The organism is Hyphomonas sediminis (genome assembly GCF_019679475.1).
Classification (GTDB): Bacteria; Pseudomonadota; Alphaproteobacteria; order Caulobacterales; family Hyphomonadaceae; genus Hyphomonas; species Hyphomonas sediminis.
In genome coordinates this window covers 618,164-638,085 of sequence record NZ_JAIEZP010000001.1, presented here as the reverse complement: position 1 = coordinate 638,085, position 19,922 = coordinate 618,164, and the positions used below count along the sequence as shown (strand labels likewise).

21 protein-coding genes are annotated in these 19,922 nt (G+C 63.4%); 15 read left to right on the top strand and 6 right to left on the bottom strand.

Features of this window, described 5'->3' with window-relative positions:
* Positions 1-1,080, bottom strand: a complete 1,080-nt coding sequence (locus tag K1X12_RS03145) for a 5-(carboxyamino)imidazole ribonucleotide synthase (RefSeq protein WP_220986183.1) — start codon at positions 1,078-1,080, stop codon at positions 1-3.
* Positions 1,077-1,571 carry a 5-(carboxyamino)imidazole ribonucleotide mutase gene (gene purE, locus K1X12_RS03140; RefSeq protein ID WP_220986182.1) on the bottom strand — a complete coding sequence of 165 codons (495 nt, stop codon included), beginning with the start codon at positions 1,569-1,571 and terminating at the stop codon, positions 1,077-1,079. Before purE ends, K1X12_RS03145 begins: the two co-directional genes overlap by 4 nt.
* Here purE and K1X12_RS17040 point away from each other — a divergent pair.
* The 4 genes from K1X12_RS17040 to K1X12_RS03125 all read left to right on the top strand — a co-directional run bounded on the left by K1X12_RS17040 (position 1,570) and on the right by K1X12_RS03125 (position 3,525).
* On the top strand, positions 1,570-1,695 hold the full coding sequence (locus tag K1X12_RS17040) for a hypothetical protein (protein WP_255563910.1): 126 nt from the start codon (positions 1,570-1,572) through the stop codon (positions 1,693-1,695). The two genes, purE and K1X12_RS17040, sit on opposite strands and share 2 nt — an antisense overlap.
* A 9-nt stretch (positions 1,696-1,704) precedes the next feature.
* The gene (locus K1X12_RS03135) at positions 1,705-2,391 is read left to right on the top strand and encodes a GGDEF domain-containing protein (protein WP_220986181.1); all 687 of its coding nucleotides are present in this window, start codon (positions 1,705-1,707) and stop codon (positions 2,389-2,391) included.
* A gap of 101 nt (positions 2,392-2,492) precedes the next feature.
* Positions 2,493-2,660: a YdcH family protein gene (locus K1X12_RS03130; protein WP_225907852.1), complete on the top strand. Its 168-nt coding sequence runs from the start codon at positions 2,493-2,495 to the stop codon at positions 2,658-2,660.
* Between the two features lie 106 nt (positions 2,661-2,766).
* On the top strand, positions 2,767-3,525 hold the full coding sequence (locus tag K1X12_RS03125) for an SDR family NAD(P)-dependent oxidoreductase (protein WP_220986179.1): 759 nt from the start codon (positions 2,767-2,769) through the stop codon (positions 3,523-3,525).
* Between the two features lie 7 nt (positions 3,526-3,532).
* Here the strand turns inward: K1X12_RS03125 and K1X12_RS03120 are convergent, their stop codons facing one another.
* Complete coding sequence (locus K1X12_RS03120) at positions 3,533-5,233, bottom strand: alkaline phosphatase D family protein (protein WP_220986178.1); 1,701 nt, start codon at positions 5,231-5,233, stop codon at positions 3,533-3,535.
* Positions 5,234-5,327: 94 nt separating this feature from the next.
* Between K1X12_RS03120 and K1X12_RS03115 the strand changes: the two genes are divergently transcribed.
* Positions 5,328-6,356 carry an RluA family pseudouridine synthase gene (locus K1X12_RS03115; protein WP_220988774.1) on the top strand — a complete coding sequence of 343 codons (1,029 nt, stop codon included), beginning with the start codon at positions 5,328-5,330 and terminating at the stop codon, positions 6,354-6,356.
* Positions 6,357-6,373: 17 nt separating this feature from the next.
* Here the strand turns inward: K1X12_RS03115 and K1X12_RS03110 are convergent, their stop codons facing one another.
* Both K1X12_RS03110 and K1X12_RS03105 read right to left on the bottom strand, forming a co-directional pair.
* Positions 6,374-7,369, bottom strand: coding sequence for an alpha/beta hydrolase (locus tag K1X12_RS03110; protein WP_220986177.1), 996 nt, complete (start codon positions 7,367-7,369; stop codon positions 6,374-6,376).
* Positions 7,370-7,451: 82 nt separating this feature from the next.
* The gene (locus tag K1X12_RS03105) at positions 7,452-8,351 is read right to left on the bottom strand and encodes a DUF3108 domain-containing protein (RefSeq protein WP_220986176.1); all 900 of its coding nucleotides are present in this window, start codon (positions 8,349-8,351) and stop codon (positions 7,452-7,454) included.
* Positions 8,352-8,631: 280 nt separating this feature from the next.
* Between K1X12_RS03105 and rpmB the strand changes: the two genes are divergently transcribed.
* The 8 genes from rpmB to cobT all read left to right on the top strand — a co-directional run bounded on the left by rpmB (position 8,632) and on the right by cobT (position 17,563).
* A complete protein-coding gene (rpmB, locus tag K1X12_RS03100; RefSeq protein WP_220986175.1) occupies positions 8,632-8,916 on the top strand; it encodes a 50S ribosomal protein L28 in 285 nt (94 codons plus the stop codon).
* A gap of 192 nt (positions 8,917-9,108) precedes the next feature.
* Positions 9,109-10,245, top strand: coding sequence for a hypothetical protein (locus K1X12_RS03095; RefSeq protein ID WP_220986174.1), 1,137 nt, complete (start codon positions 9,109-9,111; stop codon positions 10,243-10,245).
* Between the two features lie 226 nt (positions 10,246-10,471).
* Positions 10,472-12,130: an amidohydrolase gene (locus tag K1X12_RS03090; protein ID WP_220986173.1), complete on the top strand. Its 1,659-nt coding sequence runs from the start codon at positions 10,472-10,474 to the stop codon at positions 12,128-12,130.
* Positions 12,131-12,225: 95 nt separating this feature from the next.
* Positions 12,226-12,843, top strand: coding sequence for a peptide-methionine (S)-S-oxide reductase MsrA (gene msrA, locus K1X12_RS03085; RefSeq protein ID WP_220986172.1), 618 nt, complete (start codon positions 12,226-12,228; stop codon positions 12,841-12,843).
* Between the two features lie 81 nt (positions 12,844-12,924).
* Positions 12,925-13,692, top strand: a complete 768-nt coding sequence (locus K1X12_RS03080) for a methyltransferase domain-containing protein (RefSeq protein ID WP_220986171.1) — start codon at positions 12,925-12,927, stop codon at positions 13,690-13,692.
* A 140-nt stretch (positions 13,693-13,832) separates the two neighbouring features.
* The gene (cobS, locus tag K1X12_RS03075; protein ID WP_220986170.1) at positions 13,833-14,816 is read left to right on the top strand and encodes a cobaltochelatase subunit CobS; all 984 of its coding nucleotides are present in this window, start codon (positions 13,833-13,835) and stop codon (positions 14,814-14,816) included.
* A gap of 17 nt (positions 14,817-14,833) precedes the next feature.
* A complete protein-coding gene (locus tag K1X12_RS03070) occupies positions 14,834-15,523 on the top strand; it encodes a hypothetical protein (protein WP_220986169.1) in 690 nt (229 codons plus the stop codon).
* 72 nt (positions 15,524-15,595) lie between these two features.
* Positions 15,596-17,563: a cobaltochelatase subunit CobT gene (gene cobT / locus K1X12_RS03065; RefSeq protein ID WP_220986168.1), complete on the top strand. Its 1,968-nt coding sequence runs from the start codon at positions 15,596-15,598 to the stop codon at positions 17,561-17,563.
* 360 nt (positions 17,564-17,923) lie between these two features.
* Here cobT and K1X12_RS03060 read toward each other — a convergent pair whose 3' ends face one another.
* A complete protein-coding gene (locus K1X12_RS03060; protein ID WP_220986167.1) occupies positions 17,924-18,151 on the bottom strand; it encodes a tautomerase family protein in 228 nt (75 codons plus the stop codon).
* Between the two features lie 184 nt (positions 18,152-18,335).
* On the opposite strand from K1X12_RS03060, the gene K1X12_RS03055 reads away from it, so the two are divergent.
* On the top strand, positions 18,336-19,025 hold the full coding sequence (locus tag K1X12_RS03055; protein ID WP_220986166.1) for a winged helix-turn-helix transcriptional regulator: 690 nt from the start codon (positions 18,336-18,338) through the stop codon (positions 19,023-19,025).
* Positions 19,026-19,276: 251 nt separating this feature from the next.
* On the top strand, positions 19,277-19,840 hold the full coding sequence (locus K1X12_RS03050) for a hypothetical protein (protein ID WP_220986165.1): 564 nt from the start codon (positions 19,277-19,279) through the stop codon (positions 19,838-19,840).
* Positions 19,841-19,922 lie beyond the last annotated feature (82 nt).

The window sequence follows — 19,922 nt, the reverse complement described above, 5'->3', positions numbered from 1 at the left end:
CTAGTCCTTTCGCGGGGCAAGGCGGCGCGTGATATGGCCCATCTTGCGGCCGGGCCGGGCCTCGCGCTTGCCATAGAGGGTCAGCACATCATTCTTGCCCAGCTTTGCCGGGTCAACATAGCCCGCCTCGCCGATCAGGTTCAGCATCTCGGCATCAAACAGGCGGTGGGTATCGCCCAGCGGCCATCCGGCCACGCAGCGGATATGTTGTTCGAATTGGCCGGTCTGGCAGGCTTCCGGTGTCCAGTGGCCGGAATTGTGCACGCGCGGCGCAAATTCGTTGGCCAGCAGCGTGCCATCGGGCAGCACGAAAAACTCCAGCGCCAGCACGCCGATATGGCCCAGCGCGTCGGCCAGATGCATCGCTTTCCTGCGCGCTTCGTCTTCAATCGCGCGGGCAAGGCCGGAAGGCACGGTGGAGCGGGCGAGAATGCCGTTCTCATGCTCATTGCGCGGCGGCGCCCAGCTGATGGTCGCCCCTGTCTGGCTGCGCGCAACGAGGACGGAGATTTCGCACGCGAACGCAATCGCGCCCTCAAGGATCGCCGGCACCGCGCCAATCTTCTGCCACGCGCTCTCGGCCTCGGCCGGATCATGCACCCAGGCCTGGCCCTTGCCGTCATAGCCTTCGCGGCGCGTCTTCAGCACGCCCTTGCCGCCCAGGCTTTCCAGCGCAGCGGGAATATCGCTCGCCGCTTCGATTTCGCGGAAAGGCGCGGTCGCAATGCCGTGCGCGTTGAGGAAGGTCTTCTCCGTCAGCCGGTCCTGCGAGACCGACAGGGATTTCGCCCCCGGCAACACGCGCTTGCCGGCGGCCTCGATCACCTCGACGCTCGCCACCGGTACATTCTCGAATTCCAGCGTCACCACATCGCAGGCGCGTGCAAATTCGCTCAGCGCTTCGGCGTCGTCCCAGTCGGCCTGAAAGGCGCCGGTTGCCACGCGGCCCGCGGGCGGGTCGTCTTCCGGGGAATAGATCAGCACGTCAAAGCCGAGCTGGGCAGCGGCGGTTGCCATCATGCGGCCAAGCTGGCCGCCGCCGAGTATCCCGATCGTCGCGCCGGGGCGAAGCGGGCTCATTCCTCGGGAACCTCTTTCACCGAAGCAGTCTGCGCGGCGCGGAAGGCGTCGAGCTTTGCGGCCACCGCGCCGTCTTCCAGCGCAATGATGGAGGCCGCCAGGATACCGGCATTGGCTGCGCCTGCCTCGCCGATCGCCAGCGTGCCCACCGGAACGCCCTTGGGCATCTGCACGATGGACAGCAGGCTATCGAGGCCCTTGAGGGCTTTCGATTGCACCGGCACGCCCAGAACGGGCAGGGGCGTCATGGAGGCCGCCATGCCCGGCAGGTGCGCCGCGCCGCCAGCGCCCGCAATGATCACTTTCAGGCCGCGATCCTTGGCGCTGGTGGCATATTCCACCAGCCGCTGCGGCGTACGGTGCGCCGAAACGATCCGCGCCTCGAACGGCACGCCCATATCTTCGAGAATCTTCGCCGCCTCGCGCATCACCGGCCAGTCCGATTGGCTGCCCATGATGATGCCCACGACCGGGGAGCGCGCCTTGTCCATGCCTGCCTCGCCGCTGGAAAGCGCGCACCATAAGAGCGCGTCGCTGACCGTCAACAGCTCGTGTGAGGGGAAACCGGCGGCAGAAAATGTAGTTGCGCTCTACAATGGCGCCGAAGCCCGCTAAAGTTAACGAATGCCGACAGAAATGCCTCCCCTGAGCGATGCCGAAAAGCGCGCCCTGCTGGCCGCGCTGGGGGTGGATCTTGGCCGTCTGGATCTGCGCGCCCGCGCTGCCATCGAGGCGCTGGCGGAAGAAGTCATCGCCCTGCGCGAAGAGGGAGACACGCTCCGGGCGCGCCTTGCCGATGCCGAGCTGCTGGCAGACAATGATACGCTCTGCCCGGTGTTCAACCGGCGTGCTTTCGAACGGGAGGTCCGGCGCGAAATCGCCCTGTCCGGACGCTTCCAGACACCTCTAACGCTGATCTTCATCGATCTGGACAACTTCAAGGCGGTTAACGATGTCTATGGCCATGCCGCCGGGGATTCTGTCCTCCTGAAGGTGGCGGACATCCTGCTCGCCCGCACACGCGAAACCGATATTGTCGGGCGTCTGGGCGGGGATGAGTTCGGGATCGTGCTTGCCCATGCCAGCCTTGAAGACAGCCGCCGCAAGGCTGCCCAGCTTGCCGCCGCCATCGATGCGCTCGAAGTGCGGGGGGAGGAGGGGTCCACGCTTCCGCCTGTCGAGATCGGCGCGTCCTGCGGCGTTGTGGAGTGGGCTGCCGGGCAAAGCGCCGCCGGCCTGATCGCCCGGGCGGATCAGGCGATGTTTGCTGAAAAATCGCGCCGCAAGGGCGAAGGCCGGGCATTAAGGTGAAAATGTGGCAAGATAGGTAGTTCTGCCCATGACTCCCCTACAGGAGTGTGGCATCTTTGCATCACCGGTCAATCCGGGCCGGGGACGAAAGGAGACTGCCTATGTCGCTCTACGGTCGTATCAGTGAGCTGTCTGCAAAGCACCGCCATCTGGACGAAAAGATCGCTTCCGAGGAGAAGAGTCCGTCGGGAGATGCCCTCGTCATCAAGGATTTGAAGCGACAGAAACTCAGGATTAAGGAGCAGCTGCAACACCTTAGAGCAAGCTGACCCTCCCTTCGGCAGTCCCGTTCCGGGGCCGCAAGGGCCCAGAAAGGAACGGGACTCCATGCCGAACGTCTACCGCCGCCCTCTGCCACCCACAGTCGCCTGATCCATGGCACAGCCCGTAACTGTTGTGCTCGGCCTTGGCCGCGAAGCTGGCGAAGCCATTGCCCGCCGCTTTGAAGATGAAGGCCACCGCGTTCTGGTCGCAGACCCCTCCCAGGACCGTATCGACGCCGCCCGTGAAGCGCTCGACGAGTCGATCGAGTTCTATCATGGCGACCTCACATCAAAGCTGGGTGTCCGGAATGCGGTCACCGCCGCTGTCGAAGCCTTTGGCCGGATCGACCATGTTGTCGTCGTCCCGCCTTATGAAGATCCAGACCAGCTGCTCGAATTCACGCAGGAGAAGTTCGACAAATCCATCGGTCGCACCATTCGCGGCGCCGCCATCGCCCTGCGCGTCGTGGCAGAGCGGATGCTGGAGCAGGAAGACCTTCCCGAAGCCGGCGTGGAGCGTAAGCGCCAGAAGGGCTCGGTCATCTTCGTCCTGCGCTATGCGGCTGTTTCTTCGATGCCGGGCCGCTTTTCCGACACGGTCAATCAGGCTGCTATTCAGGGCGTCATGCGGTCCGGCGCTCTGGAGCTTGCCGAACATGGCATCCGCGTGAACTCCATCGTCTCCCTGCGTCCGAGTGAAGAGCGCGCCACACCCTGGTCGCTCGGCCGCGTGCCTTTGGGGCGCGCGGTCCTTGCCGACGAGATTGCGGCGGCGGCCTTCTTCCTCGCCTCGGCCGAGGCCGCCTTTGTTACCGGGCAAAGCCTGGTGATGGATGGCGGACGCTCGACCCTTTCCGGCGTGCTGGACTGAGGCGGCTTTAGACCGGCTTCAGCGCAGAAACCCCGCCCGCCTCGGCGCTGGCTTCATAGCTTGCGACCGTCTCGGTGCTGAAGGTTTCCGAATAGATGTCAGACACCTTGCGGAACACCGCGCGGGCCGCTCCCGGTGTCAAAGACACCAGCGTGTAGCCGTGGCCGAATGGATCGTGCCACACCACTTCGTCATTGGCGTCGGCAATCTGCTGGCCAAGGTCGGGCACCGCTTTGACATAGGCGCCCATGCCGGGGGAGGAGATCGACGTGCAGCCAAACTCCACGCCGCGCCGAATGCCGCGCGCGTCATAGAGTTCGTTGGCATAGGCCGTATGCGTATCACCGGCCAGCGTCACGAGACGCGCGCCGGCGGCCGAAACGCTGTCATACAGGCGCTCGCGCGCCGCCGGGTATCCGTCCCACGCGTCGAGGTTCCAGGGCAGGCCCATGGCGGTGAAGGCGAGCAGGCCTTTCACTTCCGGCATGTCCTGCGCGGCAACTTGCTCCGCCGTCAGCGTTTCTGCAAAGTTGGGCAGCTTCACCCGCGCCATGATCACCTGGTTGGCCAAAACCTGCCAGGCTGCGCCGGAAGACACAGACCGGGCCAGCTCGCCGTTCAGCCAGTTCTCCTGCTCGGCGCCCATCATGGTGCGCGCCGGGTCAGCGGCGGTCTGCATCATCGCCTGCACCTTGGCGCCCGCTTCTGCCGGATCGGTCGCGCCTGCCAGCGCGGTTGACCAGCTCAGGCTTTCCGAGCGGCCCGTCAGGCGGGTTTCCAGCGCGTGGATGGTCGCCACATCGCCAAAGCGGAAGGTGCGCCATGCCACCGAAGTCACTTCGCCCGGTTTGATATCGCGGATCGGCATCCATTCGAAATAGGCCTGCACGGCGGCCATCTTCCGGGCGCTCCACTCGCCTTCGCCGTCTTCCGGATTGTGGTTCTGCGCGCCGGTCCGGTAGGCGTCGTTGGCGCTCTCATGGTCGTCCCAGGTGCAGATCCACGGCGCGGCGGCATGCGCGGCCTGCAGGTCGGGATCGGTTTTGTACTGCGCATGGCGCTGGCGATAGTCGGCCAGCGTCATAATCTCCGTAGACGGCTCATGCATCCGGCCGATTTTGACGGCCACGTCGCCGCCATAGCCATCGATGCCATATTCATAGAGATAGTCGCCAAGGTGCACCACGGCATCCAGATTGGGTTCGGCAGCCAGCGCCTTGTAGGCGTTGAACAGGCCGAACTGCCAGTTGGAGCAGGAAACGACTGCGAGGTGGACAGCGCTGGAGCCATTCGCCGCCGGCGTACGCAGGCGTCCGGTGGGTGAGGTCACATCGCCATGATCGGTCAGCGCCGTGAAGCGATAGGTGTAGTCCGAGCCAGGTTCCAGCCCGCCCGCGTCCACCTTCACGCAGTAATCCTTCGTTTCGCTTGCCTCGGCCATGCCGGCGGAAACCGGTGTGTCCTGGCCCGCGCGCAGCACTTCCCAGCGCACGGGGATCGGCCCGGCGCCCGAAAGCGGCGTCACGCGGGTCCACAGGATCATGCGGTCGGGCAGGGGATCGCCGGAGGCCACCCCATGCTGGAACGCGACTTCGCCCTTATACTTTTCCGGCCCCGTCTTGGCGCAGGCGGTCAGGCTGGTTGCGCCGATTGCGACTGTACCGAGGGCTGCCCCGCCCAGAAGGCTGCGCCGTGTAACCCGTGTCATCTGTCTGTTACTCCCCAGTTTGCGTGTGGCTCTCTTGGCCTCATTTTGCGACACCAGCATGACGCGCGCTGCGTCCCTCGTCTATAAGGCGCCGATGACCCAGATCCTGATTACGTCCGAGGCAGATGATGCCGGCCAGCGCCTTGATGCCTTTCTTGGCGCAAAGGCTGAAGGCCTCTCCCGCTCCCGCGCCAAGGCGCTCATCGAAGAAGGCGCGGTCACGGTCGCGGGCGCGGTGGAGAAAAACCCCCGCGCGCCGATCAAGCCCGGCCTCGAATATGCGGTAAACCTGCCGCCCCCGGTGCCCGCCACGCCCCAGGCCGAGGCCATCGCGCTCGACATCCTGTTTGAAGACGAACACCTGATCGTCCTCAACAAGCCTGCCGGCCTCGCCGTCCACCCCGCGCCGGGCAGCGAAACCGGCACGCTGGTCAATGCCCTGCTGCATCATTGCCAGGGCCAGCTCTCCGGCATCGGCGGGGTGGAGCGTCCCGGCATCGTCCACCGGCTCGACAAGCTCACCAGCGGCGTCATGGTCGCGGCGAAAACGGAAGCCGCCCATATCGGCCTGGCGGCCCTGTTCGAGCGTCACGACATAGACCGGCTCTACCGCGCCATCACGCGCGGCGCCCCCCGGCCCCTCTCGGGCACGATCGAGGCCTCCATTGCCCGCTCGGAAAATGACCGCAAGAAAATGTCGGTTCACAAAAATCCCGACAGCCCGTCCGCCCGCCATGCCGTCACCCATTACCGGGCCGTGGAAACCTATGGCTATAAGGACCGCGCCACCCGTCTTCCCGCCGCCGCGATGATCGAATGCCGGCTGGAAACAGGCCGCACGCACCAGATCCGGGTCCACATGACGCATGTCGGCGCCCCGCTCATCGGCGATCCGGTCTATGGCCGCCAGTCCGGCATCATGGCGTGGAAATCGCCCGCCGCGCCCGAGGCTGAGTATGACGCTGCGCTTGCGGCAGCGCGGGCGTTCCCTCGGCAGGCGCTGCACGCCGCCGTGCTTGGCTTCGTCCATCCCATCACGGGCGAAACCCACCGCTTCGAACAGCCGCTTCCGGCAGACATGGCCGGCCTCGTTGCCGCCCTGAGAAAACTGCCCGTCGATTAGCATGGCGCGCGCCCGGCTCAGTCCGCCGGCAGCAATTCCAGCAGGCCGAGGGTGAAGCCGCGCGGCGCAACGCTCATATGGTTTTCATCATTCAGCACGTCAGCGCTGATGTGCAAGCCCGGATAGCCGCGCCCTTCCATGCGGCGCTGGAAGGTCTGCATGTCGGCCACCATGTCCACGCTGGTCATGTAGCGCGGGTCACCGGGCTTTCGGGCCTCATACTCGCCCACATACATGTAAACGTCCGCCTTCAGATCATCATGCGCTTTGGCATAGTCTGCTTCCAGCGTCAGGATATGGCGGTTGTCAAACCAGAAGGATGGGCTGCCCAGCACATAACCCCGAAACATTTCCGGCTCGGTCAGCAGGATCTGCGCGCCCAGAAGCCCGCCATAGGAATGCCCCAGCAGGACATCCTCTCCCGGCGCCGCGCGAAAGCGGCTGGCGATGAACGGCTTCACCTGGTCGCGCAGATAGGTCTGATAGGCGGTGGCCTGGCCGTGGATTGATCCGGGCGCTGCGCCGCTTGGCCCGTTGGGTGTCGGGGTATAATCGCGCTGGCGGCTTGTCCCGCCAGTGTCGCCCTCGGCATAGGAAAGCCCTACAAGAATGAAGTCGGCAATCCGCGTCTTCTCCAAATTCATCCGGCGGCTGATCTGGCGGATAATCGGGAAGGCATAATCGGCATCGGTCACATAAAGCACCGGATAGGTCCGCTCGGGCGCTTCGGCGTAGGACGCCGGAAGGAAAACGAACACCTGATAGTTCCGGCCTGAAACGGGGTCTGGCACATCCCACACCTGGCTGCCCAGCAGTTCATAGGCTTCGCCATTGCCGCGCTGGAAGGTCCGGGGCTTGGGCGAAGGCGCAGGCGCCGGCTCGCTGGCCACCAGCTCGGCAATCGGCCCGGCAATGGGGCCAGCCTCCAGCTCAAGGCCCGGCGTATCCCCGCAGGCTGAAATCAAAAGGCAGGCAGCCGTCAGCCAGGCGGCAGGAAAAAAGGGGTTTGCCATCGGGCGGCTCCTTGGGTGTGCAGGGAAGGGGCGCACCCAAGATCAGAATCCGCCGCCCTTGGCGAATGAAGATCGTGAAAGGTCAGCGCCCGCCGCCGCTGCCTGTCTGCGCTGCGGCCGTTTCCAGCGGCTCGAAGCGCAGTGTACGCGCCTGCAGTGTTACCTTGCCCACCTTGTCGGTGTCAGCGACAATCCGTACCGGTACGAATGTGCCATTGTCCATCGGGGCGAGATACATCCGCAGCGGGCCGTCGATGCCGGTCAGCGTGTCCTTGTTCACTTCGCCCGCCTTGTAGCCGGCAATCTTGTCCATGGTCACATGGCATTCGATGGCTTCCCCGCTCCAGGCCGGGCTTTTCACCTTCGCCTTGCCCTTGTTTTCAAGGATCAGGTAGGTCAGCTGCTTGCCGTCGAAGACGCGGATCGGCCCGCCGCAGGGGTCGACCCCGTTGGGGCGCGGCTCCAGCGCAAAAGTGATCAGCGCGGTCAGCGGGTCATTGGCCAGAACTGCCTGTTCCTGCGTCGCGGCCGGGTCGCCCAGGTTTCCGAACTTCGGCGACGCATTCATTGTAAAGCCGGTATTGGTCATCGACAACTCGACCCGGCGGTTCTTCTTCCCGTCGCGGTTCTGGGAAACATAGCCGGACGTCTTCAGTTCGCCGGGGCGGGTATAGCCCGAGGCAGCCAGTTCCATATTATAGTTCACGAACACATCGGCCAGGCCGGTGGTGCGAACCTTGGACTTGATGGTGTAGGTGTTGGGCTTCAGCTCCACATTGAAGCTGGCGCGGCCGGTCGCCGGGATGATCAGGATCATCGCCCTGGCATCCAGCTCGTAAACCATGCGCATGGGCGTACCGGCCTTCACATTGGCCAGCAGGCTGCCTTTGGGCGCCGCCGGGGCGGCTGGCGCTGTGTCGGCAGTGGAAAGCCCCGCAAGCCCGAGGGCGGCGGCGGCAGCAAGGGTGAGGCGGCGCTTCATTGGGTCTCGTCGTTCCTTTCGGTCGGCCTTTTGCTCGGGCGGGCATATTGCCCTCCCGTTTGCGGCTTTATAGTCGCCCTCACCCAACGCGGCCTGAACGGACCTGCCCCGAACATGCCGCATTCCAGGGGCCCCGCCCACTGACATAAAATGACAGAGCATGACATGGGAGTACGATTCATCAGTCACAAGCCTGATCGTGGCGGTTGACAGGGCGCCCCCGCAGACTGTAGACGCGCGCCTTCAGATCAAAGAACACCTCATTTCCGGAGCGAGGCCCATGTCCCGCGAATGCGAACTCACTGGCACGAAGCCGATGGTCGGCAACATCGTCAGCCACTCTCAGATCAAGACGAAGCGTCGCTATCTGCCGAACCTCGTTCAGGTTACGCTTCATTCTGAAGCCCTGAACCAGGACTTCAAGATGCGCATCGCTGCCAAAGCCCTGCGCTCGGTCGACAAGCTGGGTGGCCTTGATGCCTTCCTCGCCAAGGCGAAGGAAGACGGCCTGTCCGACAAAGCCCTCAAGATCAAGCGCGACATCGCCAAGAAAGCTGTCGCCTGATCTCCTGAAGGCGGGCTGACGCCTTTCCGCGTCATCCCTCGAAAATCAAAGCGCCGGTCCTGATCCGTCAGGCCCGGCGCTTTCGTGTGTGCCGGAATCCCGGTGCCGCGCTGTCTGGTTGCCGACATTATTTCTTAGGGTTTCGAACCTATTCCCGTTGCTGAATATAGATTTCCGGCAGGGGTTGTAATCATGAAACATCTCGTTCTGGCAGCGGCGCTTCTGACCCTTGGAGCCTGCGCAAACCATCAACCCACCAAGAATGGTATGATGGGTCTGCCCGGCTTCATGAACGAGACGCAGACGATTGAGCGCCAGCGCCCGACGCTCCCGGTCACCCACTATATTCGCTGGGGCCAGCAGGACCGGCTGATGCACGGCCTTGAACTCGATTACATCAGCGGCATGTCGCAGCGCGATTACCTGTTCGAGGAGCCCAATCAGGGGCTTTTCCGCCCGATGGTCGCCTCTGCCCTGGCAGATTCCGGTCTTGAGGCGAAAACGGCCGCTGGCGCGCGCTATGCGCTGCAGATCGAGTTTCAGGATCTGGATTCAGATGCCTTTGGCCGCCACTTTGCCGGCAAGACGTCCGCCACCTACCGCGTGGTTGACCGGCGCACCGGCGCGGCGATCTATGAGAATGTCATCCGCTCCAATTTCATTGCCGAATATCCGGGGCTGAACGAGGAAGACGCCAGCTTCGCCTATAACGTTTCGGCCCCCGGCGTGATCGCCTCCACCGCTGCCTTCGGCGCGTTCGGCCTGTATGAAGGCGGGCTCCTCGAAGTCTGGAACAACAATGTGAAGCTCCGCAATTTCTTCGGTGGCGACACGGTCGATGAGCTCTCCCAGGCCGAATGGAATGATGCCTATCAGGGCTATGTCTGGACGGCGGGCGTCTCCGCCCTCTCCGGCCCGGCGCTCGTGGCGCTCGGCCAGATGAATCCGCTGAACTATGTTTCACTTCAGGTTGATCCGGCCAACTACCTGCCGCTACCCTGGTCGGGCAATGACGAGAAGCAGATGTCCACCCGCGCCGCCCGGCAGGGCAATCTCTCCACGGTCGGGCAGGGCTCGCGCAACGCCCGCACCCGCGCCCGCCAGCTCAACACCCATATCCTCGCGCAGAGCCTGACCTACTTCCTGCTCGATCTTGCCGAGTCAGAAGATGTCCGCCTCACCCAGCTCGTTGCCTGCAAGGATGCAGACTACTCTGCCGCCGAACTTGTCCGTGCGGTCCGCATGAAAACCAAGCTCATCACGGATGACTGCCTTCAGTATACCCGGAAGGACACCACCCGCGGCGTGCCGATCACGGCCTACAAGTAAGCGGGTTTCTGTCTTTTGTGAGCGCCGGGTCTGATCTGTCAGGCCCGGCGTTTTCATTTGGCCTGGAATGGCGCCGAAATGGCCGCGTTTGTCCTCAAACGTACTCAAAATGACACGGTCCGTCCCCGTTTTGACACTGTCAGGCACGCATCCGCCCCGGTTTGAGGGGGTGGCGCGGTTGCGGGAACCGGTTCAAGAATGCCCCACCACAGGGAAGGGGAGCCTCATGCGTCTGACCATACTTGCCGCCCTCGCCGCGCTCGCTCTGGGTGCCTGCACGGACCCGCAATCTGCAGCGCCCGCTGCAGAAGGCAAGGTTCGCGTCTTCACTGGCGGGACGATCTATACCGGCCTCGCCGATCCGGCGACCGTGGAGGCCGTCATCGTCGGCCCCGATGGCCGCATCCTCGGCACAGCCCCGCCGCTCTCCCAGGATTGGAGCGAAGAAGAGGTTGAAATCATTGACCTTTCCGGCGCGGTCATGTTCCCTGGCTTCACCGATGCCCACGCCCATTTGCAAGGCATCGGCGAGCGGGAGCTGACCCTTAACCTCGAAGGCACCGCCTCGATCGACGAACTGGTCACCCGCACCGAAGCGGAGCTGCAAGATCTCGCCCCCGGCGCCATCCTCTTCGGGCGCGGCTGGATCGAAACCGGCTGGCCCGAGGGCCGGATGCCGTCGGCCGCCGATCTCGACGCGGTAAGCCCTGATAATCCAGTGATTTTTGTCCGCTCCGATGGTCACGCCCTCGTCGCCAACACCGCCGCCCTGAAAGCAGCGGAGATTTACGACATCACCGGCGACCCGCCCGGTGGCCTCACCGAGCGGGACGAAAACTACAAAGCCACCGGCATCGTCATCGACAATGCCATGATGCCCGTCCTGGCTCTGGTGCAGGACCCGACCTATGACGACATGAGCAAGGCGCTGGAAGTCGGCGCGAAGACCTATGCCAGCCGCGGCTGGACCGGCGTTCACAATATGAGCGCCGCGCGGGACCATGCCCGCCTGCTGAAAGCGCTGGACGATGAGGGCCGCCTGCCGCTGCGCGTCTACAACGCATTCGATGAGCGTGGCTTCGACATTGCCAAACGCCGCGAATTTGAAACCGGCAGGATCACCAACCGCGCCGTGAAGATCTATATGGATGGCGCCCTCGGCAGTCGGGGCGCGCTGCTTATCCAGCCCTATTCGGATCGGCCCGATACCAGCGGCCTGCCATTGCTGGAGTCCGGCCAGCTGCACAATCTCATGATGGACGCTTATGAGGATAAGGTTCAGCTCGCGATCCATGCGATTGGCGATCTCGCCAACCGCCGCGTCATCGAGAAGTTCGAGGAACTTGGCTATCCGGCGGATGTGCGCTGGCGCATCGAACATGCCCAGATGCTGCACCCTGACGATGTCGACCGGCTCGCCAAAAGCGGCCTCATCCCCTCGATGCAGCCAAGCCACGCCATTGGCGACCTGCATTTCGCGCCGGCCCGTGTCGGTCTCGACCGCCTGCGCGGCGCTTATGCCTGGGCAAGCCTCCTGAAAGCCGGCGCGATCATCGCTGGCGGATCGGACGCGCCCGTCGAAGTCGGCTCCCCGACCATCGAGTTCTATGCGGCGGTTGCCCGCAAGGATCTGGAAGGCTTCTCGGGGGAAGGGTGGCATCCTGAGGAGGCCGTCACACGCCAGCAGGCGCTCGCCCTCTTCACCACCGGCCCGGCCTATGCCGCTTTCCAGGAGGCAGACCTCGGCACCATCGAGACTGGCAAGATCGCCGATTTCACGGTGTTTGACCGGGACCTGATGACTGTTCCGGAGGCGGAGATTCTGGAAGCCCAACCGGTGATGACGGTCGTGGGCGGCGAGGTCGTCTGGCGGGCAGAACGCTAGCGCCTGCCTTGCTCGCCTTATTGTGAAAGGCGCCGGGCTGGACCTGCCCGCGCGCCGCCATACCTTGGCTTTCATCGCCGGATGAAAGGTATCCCATGCGTCTTGCCCTGATCGCCGCCGCCATCGTCTCGCTTGCGGCCTGCAACAATGCCGTCGCCGTCCCGCCAGCTGCCGCCACAGAGGCCGCCCACCCGGAAGCGGCCGCGCATGAGGAAGTCGCAATCTTCGCCGGCGGATGTTTCTGGTGCATCGAGGCAGAGCTGGAAGAAGTGCCCGGCGTGCGCACGGTCATCTCCGGCTATACCGGCGGCACGACGCCCGACCCGACTTATAAGCGCATGGGCGACCATGCCGAGGCCGTCGAAGTGATCTACGATCCGGCGAAGGTCACCTATCCGCAGCTGCTTGAAGTCTTCTGGTCGAACATCGATCCGACCGATGAAGGTGGCCAGTTCTACGACCGGGGCAGCCAGTATCGCACCGCCATCTATGTGCTGGATGAGACGCAGGCCAATGCCGCGCGTGCCTCGCTGGAGGCGAACGCCAAACGCCTGAAACAGCCCATCGCCACAGCCGTGCTGCCCGCCACTGAATTTTATCCGGCTGAGGACTATCATCAGGATTATTACCTGAAGGAGCCGGGCCGCTACGAAGCCTACAAGAAGGCAAGCGGGCGGGAGAAGACGCTGAAGGAAGTCTGGCAGGGCGACTAGGCAGGCAGGCGACAAGCCTGCTGCATCGGCGTATGACTCCTTGCGGGGAGTCGAGAGTTTATCGGCTGGAGGACATTCAAAATGCCAAGTTTGAAATTTGCAGGCGCCGCCGCTCTGGCGCTGGCCCTGATGACATCTGCCTGCGTCAGCGAAGGCGCTGCGTCCCTTCCAGATTACGCTGCCGTCGTGGCAGACGCCGCCCGTCCGGCAGATGATGTTGCGCGTGACGCCGGGCGCCATCCCGCCGCCATCCTTGAAATCACAGGCATCGCGCCGGGAGACAAGGTGCTCGAACTGGAAGCAGGCGCGGGATATTTCACCGAGCTACTCTCCCGCACAGTTGGCCCCGACGGGCAGGTGTGGATGCAGAACCCGGCCTCCTTCGATGGCTTCCTGGGAGACACGGTCACCAAACGCCTCGAAGGCCGGCTGACAAATGTCACCTATCTCAAATCGAACTTTGACGCGCTTGGCCTGCCGGATGCGTCGATGGACGCCGTCACCTGGTTCCAGGGCCCGCATGAGCTCTGGTACATTCCCGAAGGCACGACCGAGAGCCTGGGTGATCCGGAAGAAAGCTTTGCTGAAATCGCCCGCGTGCTGAAGCCCGGCGGCGTCTTCATTGCCATCGATCACACTGCCCCGGCTGGCTCACCCCCGACAACGGGCGGTGACACGCACCGGATCGATCCGGCGCTGATCCGCCAGATGGCAGAGGCCGCGGGCCTCAGCTTCCGTGAAAGCTCGGACATTCTCCGCAATCCGGACGATGATGGCCTTACCAACGTTTTCGATCCCGCCATTCGCGGGAAGACCGATCAGGCCGTCCTCGTTTTCACCCGGCCCTGACCCCGCCGCGCCCTTTCCGCCGGAGCGGGGAGGGCGCCCGCATCTGCAGACTTTACGTTGCGTCGCACTAGGCGTGCGGCCATCCCGTGCTAGAACCCGGAGTCTGTATTGAATTCCTCCCGCTGGCGAGCTGATACCCCATGACCGTTATGTCCGACACCGATGCCCTCGATGGCCTGAAACCGACCGAAAAGATCAATGTGAAGAAGGTCTTCGGCCTCGACACGAACATGGTCGTCCATGGCTTCAAGACGCGCACCGAATATGTGCCGGAGATTGACCCGTCCTACCGCTTCGACCCCCAGACGACGCTCGCCATCCTGGCAGGCTTCGAGCACAACCGCCGCGTCATGGTGCAGGGCTATCACGGCACGGGTAAGTCGACCCATATCGAGCAGGTCGCCGCCCGCCTCAACTGGCCGATGATCCGTGTGAACCTCGACAGCCATGTCAGCCGGATCGACATGGTCGGCAAGGATGCCATCGTCCTGAAGGACGGCGTTCAGGTCACCGAATTCCGCGAAGGCATTCTCCCCTGGGCGCTTCAGCGCCCCGTCGCCATCGTGTTCGACGAATATGACGCCGGCCGCCCGGATGTGATGTTCGTGATCCAGCGCGTTCTTGAGGCCAGCGGCAAGCTGACCCTGCTCGACCAGAACCGGGTGATCGCGCCCAACCCGTTCTTCCGCCTGTTCGCGACGACCAACACGGTCGGCCTCGGCGATACGACGGGCCTCTATCACGGCACGCAGCAGCTCAACCAGGGCCAGATGGACCGCTGGAGCATTGTCACGACGCTGAACTATCTGACCCATGACGCCGAAGTCGAAATCATCAAGGCCAAGGCCACCGGCGTTGAAGACGCCACCATCGCCAAGATGGTCACCCTGGCTGACCTGACCCGGAACGCGTTCATGTCGGGCGATCTCTCCACCGTGATGAGCCCGCGGACCGTCATCACCTGGGCAGAAAACTTCGCCATCTTTGGCGATCTCGGCCATGCCTTCCGCATGACCTTCCTCAACAAGTGCGACGAACTCGAGCGCCCGCTCGTGGCGGAGATGTACCAGCGCTGCTTCGGCGCCGAACTCCCCGAGAGCCCGCTGATGGTGAAGGTCGCCTGAGGATAGGGATCAAGGGCGTGCGCAGATTCCTTTTGCCTCTGGTGTCAGCTTTGGCTTCTGTGGTTGTCTTGGGCCAGGTGGCGGCATTTGCTGAAACCCTGGTCATTCCAGCAGCCAATAAAGCTGGAGAAGATGCCGCGATTATAGTTGTAGCGACGCGCGCCCAACCCATTACGCTCGATACTCACTTCCTCTTCAAGCGCGTTAATATCGAGACACAAGAGTTCATAGACGAGCGCTTTGCACTCGGGTTGCGCGAGAAAAAGAAAAACATCAACCGTCAGGCTAAAACGAACTTCAACGGGGGCGCCGCCAATTTCAGGTTCTCTTTGCTGAGAGTCCCGCCGGGCGCGTATGCGAGTGCAGTTGTGGCCAGCGACTGGGATGACGGACTTTTGAGAGGGAGAAGCACGGTTTGCCTCTCTCAGGGCGCACCCATCATCAATCTGAAGCCCGGCGTCGTGACTCTTTTCCTGTCAGGCCCTCATCCATCCTACCACGACCAATTGACGCTCAACAGCGCGCGGGAGGCTGATCGTCGTGTGCAGAACCGGGCAATGATCGAGCAAGAGTTTGCGCAAGTTCGTTCCGGCATTCCGGAGCTGCCCGAAACATTTGAATTCGCTGATTCTTCAATAAGGATCAGCTGGGAAGCTGAAAATCCAGGCGCCTGCCTTCGAGCCGAAAGTTTCAAGATGCTGGAGTGATTGCAGAGCGGCTGACCATCTTGCCGATGTGTTGGCTACTCAGGCAGCCTGTGGCGCGTTAAGACAGCAAAGATGCCCAAAGACACGACCCCTCAGGAACTCTTCAAGGCCGCGCTCGCCGCGACCACCAAGGCCATGAGCGCCGAGCGGGAGATCGAAGTCGGCTTCGGCCCGGATGTGGGCGACCATGGCACGCGCATGGTGCTGCGCCCGCCGCCGATCGAAGTCTCCGCCGAGATCGCTGCGCGCATTCGCGGGGAGGCCGACGCGCTTGCCTTGCGCCGGGCCCACCACAATCCTGCCGCCCATGCGGCCAACCGTCCGCAGGGGGATCTTCCCCGCCGCGTCTATGAGGCGGCCGAAACAGCCCGCATCGAAAGCCTCGGCGCCAATGCCATGGCCGGCACCGCCGGAAACCTTGAAGCCGTGCTCGATTTCCGCTGCCGGTCCACCAATTTCGGCATGGGCTCGGAAGACCCCGACGCCGTGCTCGCCCCGGCGCTGGAATTCCTGCTGCGTGAAAAGCTGACCGGTCGCCCGCTGCCCGAAAGCGCGCGGCGCGTGGCCGATGTCTGGCGCGCCAGGGTCGAGGAACATGCGAGCGGCGCGATGGACGCTCTCTCCGGCCAGCTGCACGATCAGGCCGGTTTTGCGCGCACCATCCGCGCCATCATCCGGGATCTGACGGCTTCGGACATGCCCGGCGATGAAGCCGAGGCCGAAGACGAAGCCCCCTCCGAGGAGCAGGACGACCAGCAAAACCAGTCCGGCGAGGATGACACCTCATCGGAAGAGCAGATGGGCGCTTCCTCCGAACAGATGGAGGCCGGCGACAGCGAGGAGCTGGAAGGGGAGGAGGCAAACGTCTCGGTCGACCAGGATGTCGATCTGGAGGCGGACGATACCCCCGACGAGACCGAGGAAGGCACCAAGCCCCTGCGGCCGAATTTCCAGCCCGGCGACGAGAAGGACCGGTTCAACTACCAGGTCTTCACGCGCGCGCATGACGAGGTGGCCAATGCGCCAGACCTTTGCGACGCCGAGGAGCTTTCCCGCCTGCGCGCCTATCTCGACCACCAGCTGCAAGGCCTGCAGGGCGCCGTCGCCAAGCTCGCCAACAAGCTGCAGCGCCGCCTGATGGCGCAGCAGAACCGCACCTGGTCGTTCGATCTGGAGGAGGGCGTTCTGGATACCGCCCGCCTCACGCGCGTGATCACCGACCCGACCTCGCCGCTCTCCTTCAAGCAGGAAGACGACACGAAGTTCCGCGACACGGTCGTCACGCTGCTGCTGGACAATTCCGGTTCCATGCGCGGGCGCCCGATCATGGTGGCGGCTCTGTGTGCGGATATTCTCGCCCGCACGCTGGAGCGTTGCCAGGTGAAAACCGAAATCCTCGGCTTCACCACGAAAGCCTGGAAGGGCGGTCTCGCACGGGAAGACTGGATGAAGGCGGGCAAGCCGCAGGCGCCCGGCCGCCTGAATGATATTCGCCACATCGTCTACAAGCAGGCCGACGCGCCCTATCGCCGCGCGCGCCGCAATCTCGGCCTGATGATGCGCGAAGGTCTGCTCAAGGAGAATATCGACGGCGAAGCGCTCCTCTGGGCGCATGATCGCCTGCTGGGCCGGCCCGAGCAGCGCAAGATCCTGATGGTGATTTCAGACGGCGCCCCGGTGGACGATTCCACGCTCAACGTGAACGTCGGCAATTATCTGGAACGCCATCTGCGCCAGGTGATCGAGGAAATCGAAAACCGCTCGCCGGTCGAGCTCATCGCCATCGGCATCGGTCATGATGTGACGCGCTATTACAAGCGCGCGGTGACCATCGTGGACGCCGAACAGCTCGGCGGCGCGATGACCGAGCAGCTCGCCTCCCTCTTCGACGAAAACGAGCCAAACCCCAAGGCCATGGCCATCCCTCCGCTCACGGATCGCACGGTTCGCGGCAGCTCCGCCATCAGCGGCGCCTCCGCCGGCGCCCCCAGCTATGGCAAGAAAGTCACCACGGGCAGGGATGTGAAGACGAAGCCCTAGTTCGTGCAGCTGTCCGCTCGTCATCCCGGAATTTGCGTAGCAAGTCGTAGGGTGGGTTGAGCGTAGCGATACCCACCATCTGCCGTATGCGGTGGGTATCCGCCCATTGGGCGTCAACCCACCCTACGGGCTCCGTGGATAAAGCCCGGCCTATCCAACACCCGCAGCGAACCGGGTTCGTCATCCCGGAATTTGCGTAGCAAATGTCCGGGACCCAGAATGCGCCGAAGTACCACGCCTGCACTGAATCCCGGATAGTCCCTTCGGACCTTCCGGGATGGCGATGGCGGCGCCCGGCGCGCCCAAAACACAAAAAGGCCCGCAAAGCGCGGGCCTCCTTGATTGTCCTGCCTCGGCAGGTCAGGCGTGGGCGGGGGCGCCCTGCATCTGGTGAACGTCGCGCGCCTTGAGCAGCTGGCCGCCGATGCCCCAGTCGCCCTGTTCCACTTCCATGATGCGCACCCAGGTCACGCTGCGCAGGGCTTCGCCCTCGATGGAGACCATGGCGTCGGTCACCTTGCGGATGATTTCTTCTTTCTGGGCGGGGGTGAACACGTCTTTGATAACGTCAACGGTAACGAGGGGCATCTGAAGTCTCCTTGGTTTGATCGTGGCCGGACCGTCCGGCGACAGGGAGACATTTGCCAGAGCCAGCCGGCGCATTTGAGTTCTCAGATTGAAGTAACGGGCTACAGATTTTGAAGTGACACACTACAGTTTTGGGGTTTTACTCCGTGTTACCGGTGTCGGGGGACGGACGGAGGGACGCGCTATGAAGTATGGGCAATATTGTCCGATTTCCACGGCAACGGAAATTCTTGGCGAGAAGTGGACGATCCTGATCATCCGCGAGCTGCTGATGGGCGGGCGCCGCTTCAATACGCTCCAGCGCGGCCTCGGCGATATTTCGCCCGCCTTGCTCACCGCGCGTCTCAAATCGCTCGAGCAGCAGCGGATGCTGGTAAAGCGCCGGGTGCAGGGCCAGAAAACATTCGAATATTATCCCACGCCCGCCTGTCAGGCGCTGCTCCCGGTTATCCTAGCCATCGGCGAATGGGGCATCGTCTGGACGAAGGAGAACATGCTCGATTCCGATTTCGATGTCGAAATGCTGATGCTCTATCTGGAACGCGCGGTCGATCCGTCGAAGCTGATCGGGGATGAAAGCGTCATCCAGTTCAAATTTATCGACCTGGAAGAGCAGAAGGATTTCTGGCTGCTGGTGAAGGGCCAGAATGTCGATCTGTGCATCACCGATCCGGGCAAGGATGTGAACGTCTATCTCAATTGCGCCATCCGTACGATGTATGAGGTCTGGATGGGCGACCGGACCTTCAGGGACGCGATCAATTCCGGTGACCTGAAAGTGCAGGGTGAACCGGCCCTCACGCGCAATATCGGCGCCTGGCTCCGCCCCGGCGCCTTCGCCGAAACGCCCCGCCTGCAGGTCGTCGCCGGCTGATCGGGCAGGGGACAGGCGCTGGCCTGTCCACGCCCACTCGCCCCCTCCGTCCGTCATCCCGGAATTTGCGAAGCAAATGTCCGGGACCCAGAAAGCCCCGCAATTCCAGCGCCCCTGCCCGCGAAGCTCATCCTGAGCGTCCTTCGCCGGGCTCAGGATGAGGTCGAAGGATAGAGCGGGCACCCGCAATTCCCGGCACCTTATCCGCCCGGCTTCCCGTCTCCCCCATCCTCCGGCGCATGTTCGATCACATGCCCCGCCCGGAACTCTGGACCCGCATCGCCGCCGTGCTCGGCGCCCTGCGCCAGCTCCTGCGAACGGTCGTGCCTGAACACTTCACCGGCATTGCCAGCGAGGCCCGCGCGCATCTTGTGGCCGCTGCCGCCCTCATCCGCCGCTACATCCATGTCCTCGCCGCAGAGATCGTCCTGCCCGAGCGCGCCGTTGGCGTTTCCGCAAAAAACTCCAACGAAACTCCAGGGAAACTCCAAGCGCGCCGCGAGGCCCTGTTCCGCCTCATCGAAGAAGCCTGCGCGCCTTCAAGATCATCGAATTCCGAAACCGCAGACCCGTCCTTCATCCAATGGGCGATGATGCTCGAAGCCGCCCGCCGCCTCGCGCTCGTTCTCAATGATCCCGAGAAACATGCGAAGCGATTGGCCCGTCTCCTCCGCAGACGGAAAGGCGCAAGCCTGAAAGACATTCCCGTCCCGGCCCACATCCTCCGCCGCCTCGCGCCATGGACCGACGCGCTGATCCTGCGGCTGGATGAAGAAGCGCGGCCTGCGGCTTGGGCGGGGCTCAATTCGTCCTGAGGCGCTGGCGGGTCGCCCATAAAAAAGCGCCTCCCCTTAAGGTCAGGGGAGGGCGCCGGTGTTGGCTATGTGAAGAAGCGGC

Bases quoted from the DNA above. Each gene is read 5' to 3' on its own strand.
- K1X12_RS03105 (WP_220986176.1), bottom strand. From the start codon at position 8,351: ATGAAGCGCCGCCTCACCCTTGCTGCCGCCGCCGCCCTCGGGCTTGCG.
- K1X12_RS03050 (WP_220986165.1), top strand. From the start codon at position 19,277: ATGCCCCGCCCGGAACTCTGGACCCGCATCGCCGCCGTGCTCGGCGCC.
- K1X12_RS03090 (WP_220986173.1), top strand. From the start codon at position 10,472: ATGCGTCTGACCATACTTGCCGCCCTCGCCGCGCTCGCTCTGGGTGCC.
- K1X12_RS03110 (WP_220986177.1), bottom strand. From the start codon at position 7,369: ATGGCAAACCCCTTTTTTCCTGCCGCCTGGCTGACGGCTGCCTGCCTT.
- K1X12_RS03080 (WP_220986171.1), top strand. From the start codon at position 12,925: ATGCCAAGTTTGAAATTTGCAGGCGCCGCCGCTCTGGCGCTGGCCCTG.
- K1X12_RS03115 (WP_220988774.1), top strand. From the start codon at position 5,328: ATGACCCAGATCCTGATTACGTCCGAGGCAGATGATGCCGGCCAGCGC.
- purE (WP_220986182.1), bottom strand. From the start codon at position 1,571: ATGGACAAGGCGCGCTCCCCGGTCGTGGGCATCATCATGGGCAGCCAA.
- K1X12_RS03130 (WP_225907852.1), top strand. From the start codon at position 2,493: ATGTCGCTCTACGGTCGTATCAGTGAGCTGTCTGCAAAGCACCGCCAT.
- K1X12_RS03145 (WP_220986183.1), bottom strand. From the start codon at position 1,080: ATGAGCCCGCTTCGCCCCGGCGCGACGATCGGGATACTCGGCGGCGGC.
- K1X12_RS03125 (WP_220986179.1), top strand. From the start codon at position 2,767: ATGGCACAGCCCGTAACTGTTGTGCTCGGCCTTGGCCGCGAAGCTGGC.
- cobT (WP_220986168.1), top strand. From the start codon at position 15,596: ATGCCCAAAGACACGACCCCTCAGGAACTCTTCAAGGCCGCGCTCGCC.
- cobS (WP_220986170.1), top strand. From the start codon at position 13,833: ATGACCGTTATGTCCGACACCGATGCCCTCGATGGCCTGAAACCGACC.
- K1X12_RS17040 (WP_255563910.1), top strand. From the start codon at position 1,570: ATGCCTGCCTCGCCGCTGGAAAGCGCGCACCATAAGAGCGCGTCGCTG.
- K1X12_RS03060 (WP_220986167.1), bottom strand. From the start codon at position 18,151: ATGCCCCTCGTTACCGTTGACGTTATCAAAGACGTGTTCACCCCCGCC.
- msrA (WP_220986172.1), top strand. From the start codon at position 12,226: ATGCGTCTTGCCCTGATCGCCGCCGCCATCGTCTCGCTTGCGGCCTGC.
- K1X12_RS03135 (WP_220986181.1), top strand. From the start codon at position 1,705: ATGCCGACAGAAATGCCTCCCCTGAGCGATGCCGAAAAGCGCGCCCTG.
- K1X12_RS03055 (WP_220986166.1), top strand. From the start codon at position 18,336: ATGAAGTATGGGCAATATTGTCCGATTTCCACGGCAACGGAAATTCTT.
- K1X12_RS03120 (WP_220986178.1), bottom strand. From the start codon at position 5,233: ATGACACGGGTTACACGGCGCAGCCTTCTGGGCGGGGCAGCCCTCGGT.
- rpmB (WP_220986175.1), top strand. From the start codon at position 8,632: ATGTCCCGCGAATGCGAACTCACTGGCACGAAGCCGATGGTCGGCAAC.
- K1X12_RS03095 (WP_220986174.1), top strand. From the start codon at position 9,109: ATGAAACATCTCGTTCTGGCAGCGGCGCTTCTGACCCTTGGAGCCTGC.